Below are 15,222 nucleotides of genomic sequence, written 5' to 3'. Positions count from 1 at the left end.
CAAACTAAAGGCTGTATATTTCTTTTAAAACCATATATATTTCTTTTACGTTAAGTCTTATAACTTCTTTTCCATCTACTACAAAACCTAACTCATTTATATCTAATTTTTCTTCTTTAGTTTTTAGTACAATATTATATTTTTCCTTTAAAATTTTAGCATTAGTTTTTTTATTTCCTAATATCCTAGATACATTTTTCTTATTTACTAATACTACGACATCACTTTTAGCATTATATTTTTTAATTATATATTCAATGTAATCCCCATACATTTTGCTCTCGACTAGCTCTCTATATGCTGGGTGGTATGGTCCTGCTAAAACTTCTTTACCTATAGCTATATCTTCTGTAGCTTGTAACCCTACTCTTATTACATTTATATTATTTATATAAAATAATACTAAAACTTTTTTTACAATTTCAATACTTTCTTCTAGTGTAAATGGTATGTATTTATCTTCTTGTAATAATTTTTCAAGCCCAGTTTCTTTAACGACAAGTGTTGGATATACTCTAACACAATCTGGTTTAAGTTCTATAAATTTTTTAGCAGTATAAATACATTTACTCTCACTATCTGATGGTAATCCAATCATCATCTGAAGACCTAATTTTATTCCATATTGTTTTATCAATTTAGCACTTTTAAATACATCTTCATCACTATGACCTCTTACACTATCTACTAAAACTCTATCATCTAGAGATTGAACTCCTAGTTCTATTATACTAACTTTGTATTCTTTTAGCATAGTAAGTATTTCATCGCTTATACAATCTGGTCTAGTAGACATTCTTATATCATCTACTATACCTTTATCTACATACTCTTTTGCAACAGATAGTAAATTTCTTTGTATATCCATATCTATAGCTGTAAAACTACCTCCGAAAAATGCAATTTCAATACTCGCATCTTTATCTATTGTAGTTAAGTATTCTTCTATTATATTTCTAACGTCATCACTAGTTATATCCGTACTTACGCCTGTTATCTTTTTTTGATTACAAAATATACAATCATGTGGACACCCTCTGTGTGGAACAAATATAGGTATTATTCTTTTTTTCATATTTATACCATCCTTCTTAGTGCTTGTTTTGCCGCTGATTGTTCTGCTTCTTTTTTGCTTTTACCTTCTCCGCTTCCTAATATTTCATCATTTAATTTTACTTGCATAACAAATCTTTTATTGTGGTCTGGACCTATCTCTTCTACTAAATCATATATTATATTGCTATCGCCTTGACTTTGTATAACTTCTTGTAAATGAGTCTTATAATCTCTGAAGATTCTTCCTTTTATAGAGTCTTGAATTATTTCTTCCATGTTATTTAATACAAATACAGATGCAGGTTCAATTCCTCCATCTAAATAAATAGCTGCTATAACAGCTTCAAATGCATCAGCTAAGATAGATACACGATCTCTACCTCCTGTAGCTTCTTCTCCTCTACCTAAAAGAATGTGTTTACCTAAATTTATATTTTTAGCAACATCACTTAAAGACTCTTCACAAACTATATTGGCTCTTAATTTAGTTAACTCACCTTCTGGAAGCTCTGTTTCATTTTTAAATAAGTAATCACTTATTACAATACCTAAAACTGAGTCTCCTAAAAATTCTAACCTTTCATTAAATGCATATGATTTATTTTCATTAGAGTACGAACTATGAGTTAAAGCCTCTAATATGTATCCTTTATTATTAAACTTATATTTTATTATCTCTTCAAATTTAGATATGTTATTCAATATGCTTGATTTTATTTTCATTTATTTACCTCCGGCTTAAATCTCTCTAGACTATAGTGTACTATTTTTCTAAACTTATTGCAAAACATAAAACATAAAAGCCTATGAAACTTATACTTCATAGGCTCTATAGATTATTATCTTATATAGTTTTAATTTTCATCGTGGCAATCGCAGTCACAACTACAATCGTCTCCGCAATGGCATTCATCTTCAGATGATAATATTACAGCTTGACAATTAGGACATATTATATCTACATCTTCATCATATAGTAAATCTTCATCTATTTCTACAAAGTCATTACAATTTGGGCATTCCATTTCTATGTAGTTAAATTCTTCGTCGTCATCATCCTCATCGTCATCTTCATCATATATATCATCTTCTATATCTGATAAATCTTCATCTATAGATTCAACATATTCTATAAGTTCTATTTGTTCTTCTTCTAGTTCCACTATAGCATCTGCAAAACTTTCTAAAACATCTACTATTTTGTGAATTATTTTTCCTTCTTTTGTTTCCTCACTTATCTCTAATCCTTCTGCAAGACCTTTTAAGTATGCAACTTCTTCGTATAAATATTTCATTGCTACCCCTCACCTTCATAAGTTTGTTTAGATAAATTTAAAAGCCCATATATCTATTATTTAGATATATAAGCTTTTATATACATTTAATTATTAAACTCTTGATAAATATTCTCCAGTTCTAGTATCTATCTTTATTTTATCTCCTTCATTTATAAATAAAGGTACTTGAACTACTGCACCAGTTTCAACTGTCGCTGATTTAGTAACGTTACTTGCAGTATCTCCTTTTATTCCTGGCTCAGTTTCAACTATTTCAAGTTCTGCAAAGTTAGGAGCTTCAACTTGGAATGGTTGTCCTTGGTAGAATCTTATTGTTGCAGTTTCATTCTCTTTTAAGAATTTTATTGCATCTTCAACCTTTTCGTAATCTAAAGGTATTTGTTCAAATGTTTCGTTATCCATGAAGTAGTATAACTCACCATCATTGTATAAGTATTGCATTTGTCTAGTGTCTATGTGAGCTTTAGGGAACTTGTCACTTGGGTTGAAAGCTTCTTCTCTTATAGCTCCTGTTTTTAAGTTTTTGTACTTAGTTCTAACAAACGCAGCACCTTTTCCTGGTTTAACGTGTTGGAAATCAACTATTAAACATGGTTGACCGTCTTTCTCAAATGTTACACCTTTTCTAAAATCACCTGCTGTTACCATATTCGTCCCTCCATAATCGTACGTTTTTTAAAATTCTAATTCTATTAAATGTTTTGGCGATGAATTTATTACTTCACATCCATCTTCTGTTAGTATAAGTAAATCTTCAATTCTTACACCACCAAAATCTTCTATGTATATACCTGGTTCATCACTTATAACCATATTAGGCTTTAGTATGTTTGTTCCTAGTGAATTAACATTTGGAAGTTCATGTACATCAAGTCCTATTCCGTGTCCTAAGCCATGACCAAATTTATCACCATATCCTTTTTCAATTATATATTGTCTTGCGATATTGTCAAGTTCTATTCCACTAATATTAGCTTTTGCATGCTCTATAACCTTAAGTTGAGCTTCTAATACTATATTGTATATTTCTTTTTGCTTTTCAGATGCTTTTCCTACTACTATTGTTCTAGTCATGTCTGAACAATATCCATTATATACACATCCAAAGTCTATAGTAACAAAGTCTCCTAATTCGATAACTTTATCACTTGCAACTCCATGAGGCATAGAAGATCTTTTTCCTGATGCTACTATAAAATCAAATGATGCTCCTGTAGCACCTTTTTTTCTCATAAAAAATTCTAATTCTAAAGCAACTTCAGTTTCTTTCATTCCTGGCTTTATGAAGTTTATTATGTGCATAAACCCTTCATCTGCAAGCTTAGCTGCTTGTCTTATTATTTCTAATTCGTTCTCATCTTTAACAGCTCTTAAATTTAACATCATTCCTTTTAAAGGAATCATCTCAGTATTAACTAAGCATTCATTATAATTTGAATATGTAGAAAAACTCATTTTATCATCTTCAAAACCTAATCTTTTAATATCCATGTCTTTTAAAAAGTTAGTAATTGGATTAGTTCTTGATATTTCTACTATTTCAAAACATTTAGCTTGATTTTTAGCTTGTTGTATATATCTAAAGTCTGTAAATAACAGACTTTTATCTTTAGTTATTATTATAGATCCTGCTGTACCTGTAAATCCAGATATATATCTTTTATTCTTAGAATCTTCTATTAATACAGCATCTAGGTTCAGTTTATTCATTTCTTCTCTTAATTTAAATACTCTATTTTCCATTTAATCTACCTCACAATTTATTATTGCATTTACACCTAGACTATAACTATTAAATCCAAATCCTGAAATTTGTCCTATACATGCACTTGCTGTAACACTTTTTTGTCTAAACTCTTCTCTATTATGAATATTAGAAATGTGTACTTCTACAACTTTAGTGCTTATAGATCTTATAGCATCTGCTATTGCATAACTATAGTGGGTAAATGCCCCCGGGTTAATTACAATACCATCAAATTTCAAATTAGAATCATGCAACTTATCTATTATATACCCTTCATGATTACTTTGATAAAATTCTAATTCAACAGTATCTTTAAATTCTTGCCTTAAAATATCTTCTAAATCTTCTAATGTTTTTTGTCCATAAACATTAGGTTCTCTTTTTCCTAACATATTAAGGTTTGGTCCATTTATTATCAATACTTTCACATAGTTCACCAACCTTTATAAATAGAACTTATTTACATTAATATAATAACATATTTTGCTAAATATAAACAAGTATATCACTCATTACTTCATCTATATTTTTATTATTAGTGTTTACTTTAATATTCGATACTTCTTTATATTTACTATGCCTTGATTTTAATAATTTTTCTATGTATTCTTCTAAGTTTTTAGCCTCCATTAATTTAGGCCTTTTGTAAATTTCATGTTTTATATTTTTTATTATTTTTTCGGCATCTGCATAAAGCCATATAACATTTTCTTCTTTATGTAAAATTCCTCTATTTTCTTTATTTTCTATTATACCTCCACCAGTCGAAATAACAGCATTTTCACTAGTTAATACTTTTTTCAATAGTTCAGTTTCTTTTTCTCTAAAATATATTTCCCCATAATCTTTAAATATCTCACTAATTGTTTTATTTTCTAGTTTTTCAATTTCAAAATCCATATCTATAAATTTCATGTCCTTTTTATTGGCTATCTTCTTTCCAATAGTACTTTTGCCACTTCCCATAAATCCAATTAACACTATATTGCTCATATAATTTCTCCTGTATCCAAATCATTATTATATATTTTAAAACTTGTACTATATTTCTGATTACTCTTAGATAAATCTAATTTTATACTTATAATTTTACCATCTTTATCTTTAGATACATACATATTATCAATGTAATCTCCTATTTCATAGCCAGATGATGCATTTCTTCTTTTTATAAAAATCTTCTGCGTTCTTTTATTTAGAAATAATTCATCTAAACCTAATTTATCCTCTCTATCTACAGGTTTATATTTTATAGATATAACCTTTTTATCATCAAAATTATTTGATGTTACAATTTCATTATTTTCCGTTCTAACATTATAAATATTTACTCTATTTTTAAGCTCTTTTTCCATAGTCCTCTGTATTTCTAATCCTTGTTGTTGTATTTCTATACTGCTATGTATATTATTATAAAATTTTATACCTAAAAACATCAATGTATATGATCCTAAAATTATTATAACCATAATACATATAGATATAGATGTTTCTAATAGTAAATATCCTCTTTTCCTATTCATACTTTCCTTCTTTCAATAAAACTCTTCCGCTAAACGGTATTATAGTTATTTCTATCGTTCTATACGCAGACTTTAAAGTCATAGTTTCTCCTATAGAGTTTAACGTTCCATCTGATTTAAATTTTATTATGGGATACGTTGATGTTAAAGTTGAATTTTGTGGTAAATATACAGTCTTTATAATTTCAGAATTGTCTTTAATAACATATCTAGAATCATTACTTGATTTGATATTTTCTAAGTAAAAATTTTCATTACCATTTATATTTATACTTCTTACATATCTTATATCAGATGCAAATTGTCTCGCAAATGAATCTAACTCATATTTTTGTATATTATCTTTAGGAAAAACTATATATATAATTATAACCATAATACTTAGTGTTATAATAAGTTCTACTAAAGTCACATTCCTTCTCTTTTCATATTTTATATCTCCTTATAATCGTACTTATATACCATTTTTTTACAGTCTAAACTATCTAAATCTGCTTTAATTTTAAATAAAGACGTTGACTGTTTTTTTAAGTCACCTTCACTTTTTATGCATGTAACTTTAAAACATATAAAGTTTTCATCGATATATATTTTGTCATTTATCACATTAACTTCAATGTTGTTTTCATCTATATTTTCTATTTCTCTTATAAAAGCTTCTTTATAGCTATTTACAAAGTAATCATTATAACTTACACCTTGTTGTTTTGATATTTCCATCGCTTTATTTACATGCTCTAAAGTTTTACTATAAACTAAGTTAACTCCAGCTCTTGTATCATGTTGTAGTGTAGTAGCAACTTCATAGGTTGAAATTATATCGCTATTAGTCCTAATCAAAGACATGCACCCTAAACAAATACAACTTAGTACTCCTACACATAAGAGAGTATTAGCTAACACTGACCCATTTCTTTTTTTCAAATTCTCACCACATAACTATTTAATTCTATTTTTTTATCACCATGATTAACTAAAACCTTAATATCATAGCATTTATAATATTTATCATTTTCTTTTATATTACAATTTACACTATAACCGCTTATTTTTTCATAATGGTTTTTAGATTTTACTTCTTCAGCTGAATTTTCTATCCAATATTCTGTTTCATATAACTTATTTTTACCTATATTTATCATTTCATTTGCTTCATAAGATTTTTCTAAATAAAAAACACTAGTTGAAAAAACACTTACAACTAGTGATGATATTAATCCTATTATGCTTAAAGATATTATATTTTCTAAAATAGTAAATCCTTGTCTTTTATATTTCAATTTATATTCCTTTCAGTATTTTTTCTATATCACCTTTCTCTGATACATTTATTCCTGTCCATATATAAAACCCATGTATAGCTTGATTTATAAGCATATCAATTCCGTATACAACATTTAAGTTATTATTTTTTGCCCAAGATATAAACTTAGTTTCATGTGGATTATATACTATATCACAAACTAGTATAGCCTTATCTATTTGTATTTTTTCATCAATAGGGCAACTTGCTTTATCTTTGTCCATTCCTATAGGAGTTGTATTTATAATTATATCAACATTTTTCAGGTCATCTTTTTCAATTTTTTTAATAGAACAACTTGCCTTTGTTTTAAAATTATTATTTATAGTTTCTACTATAATAGATGCATTTTGAATACTTCTATTTCTTATATCTATAGAACTTACACCATTATCAGCTAACTCTATAGCAATACTTCTACATGCACCTCCAGCCCCTATAATTAAGACTTTTTTATCTTTTAGCTCATGTCCTTTATCTAATATAGATTTTACAAAACCGATCCCATCAGTATTATATCCAATAAGCTTTCCATCTTTATTTTTTATAGTATTTACAGCGCCTATTAGTTCCGCATTTTTATCTACTTCATCTAAAAATTTCATAACTTCAACTTTATGTGGAATAGTAATATTTGCACCTTTAATTCCTAGAGCTTTGATTCCTTGTATAGCCCTATTTATATTATTTTTTTCAACATCAAAGCAAACATATTTAGCATTTATACTATGTTTATTTAATAAGTAATTATGTATATTAGGCGATAAACTATGCTCTATTGGATTACCTATTAAACATATAATATTAGTTTTTGCGTTTATATCCATGTTATCCTCCCATTACTGTTTATTTCCATTTATAACTTATATTATACATTCTTAAAAACCATAATAAAATAGACTATGTAAAGTACAATTTTTAAATAGAGTTTAAAACCTTATCTAAACTAGTACTATACATAGTCATCTTTTATAATGCATTTATCATGGAATATTCAGCATAAATAGATTCCTTATTTAATTTTGAAAGCTTCTTAAGTTCATAGTTTGGAGAATTCTTTATATTTGCACATATAGAAACTTCTATTGAATTATCTTTTTCTAATATATTTATATCTCCATCATAAAGTTTCATTATAGATTTTGCAACTTCTATATTCATATTTATGTTTTCTATGCATTGATTACTTAAATTAATACTTTTATCATATTTTTGATTGTTTTTTATTAATATACTTATCTTATCTTTAATATTTAAAAATTCAACATTTACAATACTTCCGCTTTTAGATTTTTTAATAACCTTGCTTAACACTAATAATATTACTCGTTCTATATCATATGGATCTACTTCTACTATTTTTTCTTCTACATTTGTATCGAATATGATTTCTAACTTATCATTTTTAGAGTAGTTATTTATCTCATAAATCACATCTTCTACTATACTTACTATATCGTAATAATCTAGCTCTTGTTTATAAAAATCCGACTCTAATTTCGTTAATGTAATTATATTTTCAACTAGCCTTAACGATATATAACTTTGATTTTTAATAGTATTGTTTGTTATTGCTATTTCAGAATTAGGATTTTCATTTATATTTTTTCTATATATAGACTCTACTAATTGATTACTAGCCATAATTAAGTTTAAAGGAGTTTTTAATTCGTGAGATATATTTATAAAAAAGTGGTTTTTCTGTTTATATTCTAGCTTTTTACTAATAATCTCTTTCTCTAATTTTTCTGCCCTAACTTTATCTGTTATGTCATTCATTATGCCTATACATCTTATTTTATTATTTATTTCCAGGGTAATTCCCCCTAATTCTACATCAATATTTTTACCATTTTTATTTTTTATTCTATGCCTTACAAACTTTACGTCTGATCCATACTTGTTTAATGCCCATGAAATTTCATTTATAATTTGGCTTTCATTGAATTCACTTAAATTTTCATATCCAGTCATTTTTAAAATTTCATCATTTACATAAACATTATCCTTTAATTCGAAATCATATATATATATACCTTGTGGTATTGAGTTCACAAGTGATAAGTATTTTTTTCTACTTATGTCTATATTGTTTGATAAAATTTTGTCCTCGGTAACATCCCTTATTATAGCTATTTCCTTTTGAACTCCACTTTCTTCAAATTTAGTTTTACTAATATTTAAATACTTTTTGCTGTTGTTTAAAACGCCTTCAAACTCTCCAGTTTCTTCTGTTTCTACTATAAAGTTTTTTAACTTTTCATCGTATATATCTATATCTATGTTTTTATTATTATTGTAAATAACTTGTTTGTCTTTTATAACTACTATGGTATGCGGTATAGTTTCTATTGTCTTTTTATATTTACGATTATTACAATCTATAATTTTTTCAGAACATTTTTTATAGGTTATGTCTGTCATTACACACAAAACACCTCTTATTTTTCCATTTACTTTAAATGGTGTGTATTTACAGTCAAAATATCTATTATCTTTGCTCATTATTTCTTTGTTCATATCAACACCTAAAGCATATACTTTTTGGACATCTAACAGAGTTTCAGTACTATTAACTATATTTTTATTTAAAAATTTCGAAAATTTAATTTTATAGTTACAACACTCATATTCATTCCAAATATTAATGAAATTGCTACTTTCATTAGATATATAACCTTCTTCATCTATTAACATTACGCACTTTTTACTTTGCTCTTGTATTATTTCAAGTATTTCTTTTTTACTTTTTAATACATATTCTAAATATTCTTTTTCAAGTTCAATCTCTTTTAAAAATCTATTTCTATTAATTGCATTTAATTTTACATCTCTTAATTCATTATCTATATTTTTATATCTTTTACTTGTAAAATATATATTAATTTTAAATATCATATAGGTTATATATATATTTAAAATTAAGTTTATATATCTACTTAAATATATATAATCCTTTAACATGATAATAAGTAATATAAAACTTATTATCTTTACAAGTCTAATTTTATTTTTAATACATTCACTAATTCTATATCCTTTGATATTTAGTATATATAAGTAGCTAGATATAGATAAAATAACTAACCCAATATTCATATTATCTCTATTCACTACATTTAAAATAAATATAATAAATATACATAGCTTTTTATTTATTTTAGCATTATCTCTAAATGTCATTACACAAAATATACTAGCCATTAAAACTGATACATTTATTATATATATCAATTTATCAACCATAATCTGTTCCCCCTATACATTTATGATTTTATCAAAAGTATATATCTGCAAATTCCATATTCATCTTTTCTGTTATAGATAGTTCAAGTTGATTTATATCTACTATACTTTCATTATTTTTCACTTTACTCTCTTTTAACTTTATTGTAAATTTACTTCCTTTCCCTTCTTCGCTTTCAACCATTACCTCACCGCCATGTATCTTCGCAAAAGCTTTTACTAAAGATAAACCAACTCCACATCCTTCAGTATTTCTAGATAAAGATTTATCTATTTGTCCAAATTTAGTAAATATAAAATTCAATCTATCTTTAGGTATTCCTACTCCTTTATCTATAACACAAATATATACATATTCTTTGTCTTTTGATAAAGATATAGTTATTTTTCCTTCTTTTTTGCTAAACTTTATAGCATTAGATACTAAATTCAATATTATTCTTTGTATTTTATCTAAGTCTGCTTTTATAAAGGTACTTTCTATTTCTGTTTTAAAGTTTATTTGTATTCCTTCATTTTCTAAGTAATCATTCATACTTTTAACTATATTTTTAGTAAATAAGACTATATCACAATAAACAAATTCAGTATGATACAATCCATTTTCTACTTCTACCACTTCATTTATATTTTTTATTAACCTTTGTAGTCTATAACAATTCTTTTTTACTAATTTTGTGTAATTATTTATATGTTTTGAATTGTACTTATCCTTATTTGAATCTAATTTTTTATTGATATCTGATATACTAACTATAGGTTCATTCAATAACTTTATTGTATTATTTAATAATTTATTTTTAACCTTGTGTTGTGCTTTTATTAAATCTAGTTCTTTGATAGCTTCTATTATTCTTTCTTCTTGTTCTAATGGTCTTATTATAGCTAATAATTGATTCTCTTCTTTCATATTTATTATAGTTATTCCGATACTATAATTGCTTCCTTCATTAGTTTCATATTTTACAGTTTTTCCAAAATATCTATTATGAATATAATCGTTTATAGATTTATTTATAGAATCTATCTTAATTGTTTTTAAAATTTTCATCATAGATTTATTTTGATATATATAATCTTTACTATCTTTATCAATTACAACTATTCCATCGGGTAAATTTTCAGCTAAAGCTTGATATGTTTTTTTACTATCTGCTAGCTTCTTTATAGATAATTCCATATCACTTATATCTACAACTATACTCAGTAGTACATCATCTTCTTCCAATTCAATTTTAGTTGTTATAAGCTCTATATACCTATCAATACCAATTTTAAACTTATTAACAATCTTTCTAACCTTACCTGAGCTTACTAATTGTAATGTTTCATTAAATTTTTTCAAATTGCTATTCCCTATTTTTTCTTTTATTAAATCAATATTTACATTGCTACTACCTTTGTAAATATTAAATATTTTCATAGCTGAATCATTTATATAATTTATATCAACGTTATTATGAATCATAACTCCATCCGTAAGTAAATCCATAAGTTTTTTGTATTTATCATCACTTTCTTTTAATTGTTTCTGTATTAATGTACTTTGCGTAATATCATTAAATATACATATTTTCAACTCCTTATCATCTCTTACTTCTTTTGCACATATAACCCTATACACTCTACCATCATCACTATAAACATTTGTATAATTATGTTCATTTAATTTTACTTCATTAACCATATCTATACATTCAGTTCCATTTTTAAAGTTTTCTCTTAAATAGCTTAGTAAATTTGTTTTACTTAAATTATTACTATTCCAGTAGTTTTTATTGCAATATACAAGTTCATTTTTTTCATCAAGAATAATTATAGGCATATCTGATATTTCAATAGATTTATTTATTTTATCTTCTATTGTTGATATATCCTCTCTATATTCAACTTTCATATTATTAATTTTTCTTATTTTGTTATCAATAAAACACTTTATTTTATTAGCTTTAATTATATTGTCATTTTTTAATTTTAAGTTCTTGTAACTTTGCTTCATACTATTTAAAATAGTCATTTTATATATAGCAATATTAGATACTATATTTAATACAAAAAATAGAGGTAAGTTAAAATTCAAAGTAATAAATTGTGCTAAATTTATTACCATAAATAAATTTATTTTCAAACTATTCAATTTAAATATATCTCTCAATGCATAAAAATATATAGCTTTAAATACTATGTATATTATAAAAAAATATTTAGATATATCATAATTGATATCCTTATTAACAAGCACATTTAGATATATAAATGCTTCTAAAAAATAAATAAAACTTAGGAATTTAATGTTTTTTAATTTTTCACAAAATCCTAAGTAGATGCCATTTATGATTATTAAATTTATGATGACTAAGTTTACATCTAGAATTATCTCCATATTAGCTGTATAATCCCCCATATATTCCCACCTTTTTTTCTTATAATTTACTATTTACAATTATAGTAGCATATATTTTTTAAATATTTTGTCATTTCTTGATTTACTCACATAAAAAATTACACATGCTTTATTTACTTGTCGGTTAACTAAGTTGTATGCCTATTATTTTGTCTTCTTTTCACAATTTTTAACTTACTGGAGTTTATGAACAACAAAAAAAGCCTTAATTAAAGGCTTTTTTCTGATTTCAACTCTTTTCTTAACTTTTTTAATGCTCTTTTTTCAATTCTAGATACATAGGATCTAGAAATTTGGAGTTTTTGAGCTATTTCTCTTTGAGTTTTATAACCAAATGGAGTCAAACCATATCTTAATTGAACTATTTCTTTTTCTCTCGGAGTCAATATATTTTCTAATTTCTCATAAAGTTTACTTATTTGGACTTTAAGTTCAACTTGATCTAATATATGGTCTATATCTGTCCCCAATACATCAATTAAACTTATTTCATTACCTTCTTTATCTGTACCTATTGGATCTTGCAACGAAACTTGAACTTTATTTTTTTTATTTGTTCTTATATTCATTAGTATTTCATTTTCTATACATTTAGACGCATACGTAGCTAATCTAGTTCCCTTTTCAACATTATAAGTTTCTATAGCCTTTATAAGCCCTATAGTACCTATAGAAATAAGGTCATCTTGGTCCTCATTTGAATTATTATATTTTTTTGCTATATGCGCTACTAATCTCATGTTTCTTTCAATTAATACTTCCTTAGCTGATTCATCTTTTTCTATTTTGAATTTAGTTAAATAATTATATTCTTCTTCAGGAGTTAAGGGTTTTTCAAAAGATTTTAATATAGTCAATCAGGCCACCCCTTTCTTCCTTCCATGTCATTTTAAATTATATGAAAGTGGCCTGATAAAATTGCTTGTATAAAAAAATTTATTTTAATATATTACTACATATATCTTTAAATAAAGGAACCGCGGATTTATTACTATGCTCAGTCCCTTCAATTATTACAGTTATAGCATATTTAGGATTCTCTTCTGGATAAAATCCAGTAGTCCATCCATGTAAAATAGTTTTTTTACTTATGCTTTTATCTTCATTTTGTACATTTATTTTAGCTTGTGCTGTACCTGTCTTTACTCCGCATCCTTCTTCTAAGTCATTCAATTCCTTAGCTGTTCCATAAGTTGACACAGCCTTCATCATTTCTTTTATTTTAAATGTAACATAAGGAGATAATGGTTCATCTTCCTTAGTTGTCTTAAAATCTTTAACGATATTTTTATCATTATCAATTACACTATCATATATATGTAATTGCTTGTATAGTCCATTGTTAGCTATAACTTGAGTCATTTGATTTACTTGTAGAGGTGTAAACATCATCTGTCCCTGTCCTATAGCTAAATTAACAATATCTATGCCCTCTTCTATTGTCCCATTTTTTTCTCCATATACATCAATTCCTACAGGTGCATCTAAGTGCAAGCTTTTAGCTGCATTTTTTATATTTTCTACACCTACTTTTAGTGCTATATCTAAAAATGCTGGATTACAAGAGTTTGCAAAAGCTTCCTCTAAAGTCATGTGCCCATGACCATCAAGTTTATTACAATGCAATACTCTTTCATTCACATTTAATGACCCTGTACATGTGTAAGTATAATTTTCATCAATAATGTTATTTTCAAGAGCTGCATACAATACTACTATTTTAAAAACAGAAGCTGGGGCATACATATATCTTATAGCTCTATTTTCTAAAGATCCATTTGATAGTTTCATATATTCTTCTATGTCATTTCTATTATAATTTGGTCTTGATGTCATAGCTATAATTTCTCCAGTTTTAACATCAGATATAATTACAGAATTTGGATTTTCTTCTTTGTCAACTAATGCTTCAAGTTTTTTCTGTATATTATAATCTACAGTAAGTTTTAAATGATTATCTTTGCTACTATTTTTTTCAGTTTTAATACTACCATTTAGAACTCCTATTTTTTTACTATCTCCTGAGTTTCCTGAACTTCCCGCTTTAAATACTTCTATATAGTCTAGGTTCTTATCTTTTAATATATCTTCCTGACTTTTTTCTATTCCCGTTATACCATTTCCATCTCCGTCTATATATCCTATCGTATGAGTTAACATATTATCATCTGAATACCTATATGTTTTCTTATCTATCAATATATCTTCCTCTTCTAACTCTTTTTTTAAATCATTATTTATATTAGTTATTTCAAATTCAACTATAGGAGATACAGGATCTTCCTGAATCTTATCATATATAATATCGCTATTAAGTCCAGTTGCCTTTTCTATAAGGTTCATATATTCATTATTTATATTAATTTTATATTTTTGAACTACAATTATATCTTTCACTTTATTATCAGTTAACTTTTTGTTATTTCTATCGTATATTATTCCTCTTCCAGAGCTTAAATTCAAAGTAGAGCTACTTTGTTCTAATGCGCATTGCCTATAATATTCAGATTTAATTACTTGTATATCTATTAATCTATATATTAAAAATGCATATATTAAAATAAAAATTATCATAACTGAGTATATTCTATTTTTAATACTATATTTTACTGGACTTTTTTTTCTAGACATAAAATCACCCCTTA

Annotated in this window: 16 protein-coding genes; all 16 read right to left on the bottom strand. The window is 25.6% G+C overall.

The features are described 5' to 3' along the window. Positions 1-4: 4 nt before the first annotated feature. The 16 genes from ACEXNK_RS07325 to ACEXNK_RS07250 all read right to left on the bottom strand — a co-directional run bounded on the left by ACEXNK_RS07325 (position 5) and on the right by ACEXNK_RS07250 (position 15,208). Complete coding sequence (locus ACEXNK_RS07325) at positions 5-1,075, bottom strand: elongator complex protein 3 (RefSeq protein WP_373598306.1); 1,071 nt, start codon at positions 1,073-1,075, stop codon at positions 5-7. 2 nt (positions 1,076-1,077) lie between these two features. After that, complete coding sequence (gene rnc, locus ACEXNK_RS07320) at positions 1,078-1,779, bottom strand: ribonuclease III (protein ID WP_373598307.1); 702 nt, start codon at positions 1,777-1,779, stop codon at positions 1,078-1,080. A 131-nt stretch (positions 1,780-1,910) separates the two neighbouring features. Beyond that, a complete protein-coding gene (locus ACEXNK_RS07315; protein WP_373598308.1) occupies positions 1,911-2,351 on the bottom strand; it encodes a CD1247 N-terminal domain-containing protein in 441 nt (146 codons plus the stop codon). Positions 2,352-2,444: 93 nt separating this feature from the next. Then, a complete protein-coding gene (gene efp / locus ACEXNK_RS07310) occupies positions 2,445-3,002 on the bottom strand; it encodes an elongation factor P (protein WP_373598309.1) in 558 nt (185 codons plus the stop codon). Positions 3,003-3,029: 27 nt separating this feature from the next. Continuing rightward, on the bottom strand, positions 3,030-4,097 hold the full coding sequence (locus ACEXNK_RS07305; protein ID WP_373598310.1) for a M24 family metallopeptidase: 1,068 nt from the start codon (positions 4,095-4,097) through the stop codon (positions 3,030-3,032). Continuing rightward, entirely contained in the window at positions 4,098-4,529 is a 432-nt protein-coding gene (gene aroQ / locus ACEXNK_RS07300; RefSeq protein ID WP_373598311.1) for a type II 3-dehydroquinate dehydratase, read from the bottom strand. It lies immediately after the preceding gene. Positions 4,530-4,587: 58 nt separating this feature from the next. Further along, positions 4,588-5,094 carry a shikimate kinase gene (locus tag ACEXNK_RS07295; RefSeq protein WP_373598312.1) on the bottom strand — a complete coding sequence of 169 codons (507 nt, stop codon included), beginning with the start codon at positions 5,092-5,094 and terminating at the stop codon, positions 4,588-4,590. Then, the gene (locus ACEXNK_RS07290; RefSeq protein ID WP_373598313.1) at positions 5,091-5,624 is read right to left on the bottom strand and encodes a hypothetical protein; all 534 of its coding nucleotides are present in this window, start codon (positions 5,622-5,624) and stop codon (positions 5,091-5,093) included. The genes ACEXNK_RS07295 and ACEXNK_RS07290 overlap by 4 nt, the downstream gene beginning before the upstream one ends. Continuing rightward, positions 5,617-6,036, bottom strand: a complete 420-nt coding sequence (locus ACEXNK_RS07285; RefSeq protein ID WP_373601574.1) for a Tfp pilus assembly protein FimT/FimU — start codon at positions 6,034-6,036, stop codon at positions 5,617-5,619. Before ACEXNK_RS07285 ends, ACEXNK_RS07290 begins: the two co-directional genes overlap by 8 nt. Positions 6,037-6,056: 20 nt before the next feature. Then, a complete protein-coding gene (locus tag ACEXNK_RS07280) occupies positions 6,057-6,464 on the bottom strand; it encodes a hypothetical protein (protein WP_373598315.1) in 408 nt (135 codons plus the stop codon). A gap of 80 nt (positions 6,465-6,544) precedes the next feature. After that, entirely contained in the window at positions 6,545-6,904 is a 360-nt protein-coding gene (locus tag ACEXNK_RS07275) for a prepilin-type N-terminal cleavage/methylation domain-containing protein (protein ID WP_373598316.1), read from the bottom strand. Position 6,905: 1 nt separating this feature from the next. Beyond that, complete coding sequence (gene aroE / locus ACEXNK_RS07270; RefSeq protein ID WP_373598317.1) at positions 6,906-7,754, bottom strand: shikimate dehydrogenase; 849 nt, start codon at positions 7,752-7,754, stop codon at positions 6,906-6,908. A 142-nt stretch (positions 7,755-7,896) separates the two neighbouring features. Continuing rightward, entirely contained in the window at positions 7,897-10,173 is a 2,277-nt protein-coding gene (locus ACEXNK_RS07265) for a histidine kinase dimerization/phospho-acceptor domain-containing protein (RefSeq protein WP_373598318.1), read from the bottom strand. A 31-nt stretch (positions 10,174-10,204) separates the two neighbouring features. Further along, a complete protein-coding gene (locus tag ACEXNK_RS07260; RefSeq protein WP_373598319.1) occupies positions 10,205-12,577 on the bottom strand; it encodes a PAS domain-containing sensor histidine kinase in 2,373 nt (790 codons plus the stop codon). Between the two features lie 209 nt (positions 12,578-12,786). Next, a complete protein-coding gene (gene sigK / locus ACEXNK_RS07255; RefSeq protein ID WP_373598320.1) occupies positions 12,787-13,434 on the bottom strand; it encodes an RNA polymerase sporulation sigma factor SigK in 648 nt (215 codons plus the stop codon). A 79-nt stretch (positions 13,435-13,513) separates the two neighbouring features. Continuing rightward, the gene (locus ACEXNK_RS07250) at positions 13,514-15,208 is read right to left on the bottom strand and encodes a peptidoglycan D,D-transpeptidase FtsI family protein (RefSeq protein ID WP_373598321.1); all 1,695 of its coding nucleotides are present in this window, start codon (positions 15,206-15,208) and stop codon (positions 13,514-13,516) included. Between the last annotated feature and the right edge of the window lie 14 nt (positions 15,209-15,222).

The sequence above is a fragment of the Paraclostridium bifermentans genome (genome assembly GCF_964259345.1).
GTDB lineage: Bacteria > Bacillota > Clostridia > Peptostreptococcales > Peptostreptococcaceae > Paraclostridium > Paraclostridium bifermentans_B.
The sequence above is the reverse complement of the archived record's forward strand: the minus strand, read 5'-3'. Positions and strand labels throughout refer to the sequence as shown.

Excerpts from the sequence above, each read along its gene's own strand:
- ACEXNK_RS07325 (WP_373598306.1), bottom strand. The coding sequence starts at position 1,075 with ATGAAAAAAAGAATAATACCTATATTTGTTCCACACAGAGGGTGTCCA.
- rnc (WP_373598307.1), bottom strand. The coding sequence starts at position 1,779 with ATGAAAATAAAATCAAGCATATTGAATAACATATCTAAATTTGAAGAG.
- ACEXNK_RS07315 (WP_373598308.1), bottom strand. The coding sequence starts at position 2,351 with ATGAAATATTTATACGAAGAAGTTGCATACTTAAAAGGTCTTGCAGAA.
- efp (WP_373598309.1), bottom strand. The coding sequence starts at position 3,002 with ATGGTAACAGCAGGTGATTTTAGAAAAGGTGTAACATTTGAGAAAGAC.
- ACEXNK_RS07305 (WP_373598310.1), bottom strand. The coding sequence starts at position 4,097 with ATGGAAAATAGAGTATTTAAATTAAGAGAAGAAATGAATAAACTGAAC.
- ACEXNK_RS07295 (WP_373598312.1), bottom strand. The coding sequence starts at position 5,094 with ATGAGCAATATAGTGTTAATTGGATTTATGGGAAGTGGCAAAAGTACT.
- ACEXNK_RS07290 (WP_373598313.1), bottom strand. The coding sequence starts at position 5,624 with ATGAATAGGAAAAGAGGATATTTACTATTAGAAACATCTATATCTATA.
- aroE (WP_373598317.1), bottom strand. The coding sequence starts at position 7,754 with ATGGATATAAACGCAAAAACTAATATTATATGTTTAATAGGTAATCCA.
- ACEXNK_RS07265 (WP_373598318.1), bottom strand. The coding sequence starts at position 10,173 with ATGGTTGATAAATTGATATATATAATAAATGTATCAGTTTTAATGGCT.
- ACEXNK_RS07260 (WP_373598319.1), bottom strand. The coding sequence starts at position 12,577 with ATGGGGGATTATACAGCTAATATGGAGATAATTCTAGATGTAAACTTA.
- ACEXNK_RS07250 (WP_373598321.1), bottom strand. The coding sequence starts at position 15,208 with ATGTCTAGAAAAAAAAGTCCAGTAAAATATAGTATTAAAAATAGAATA.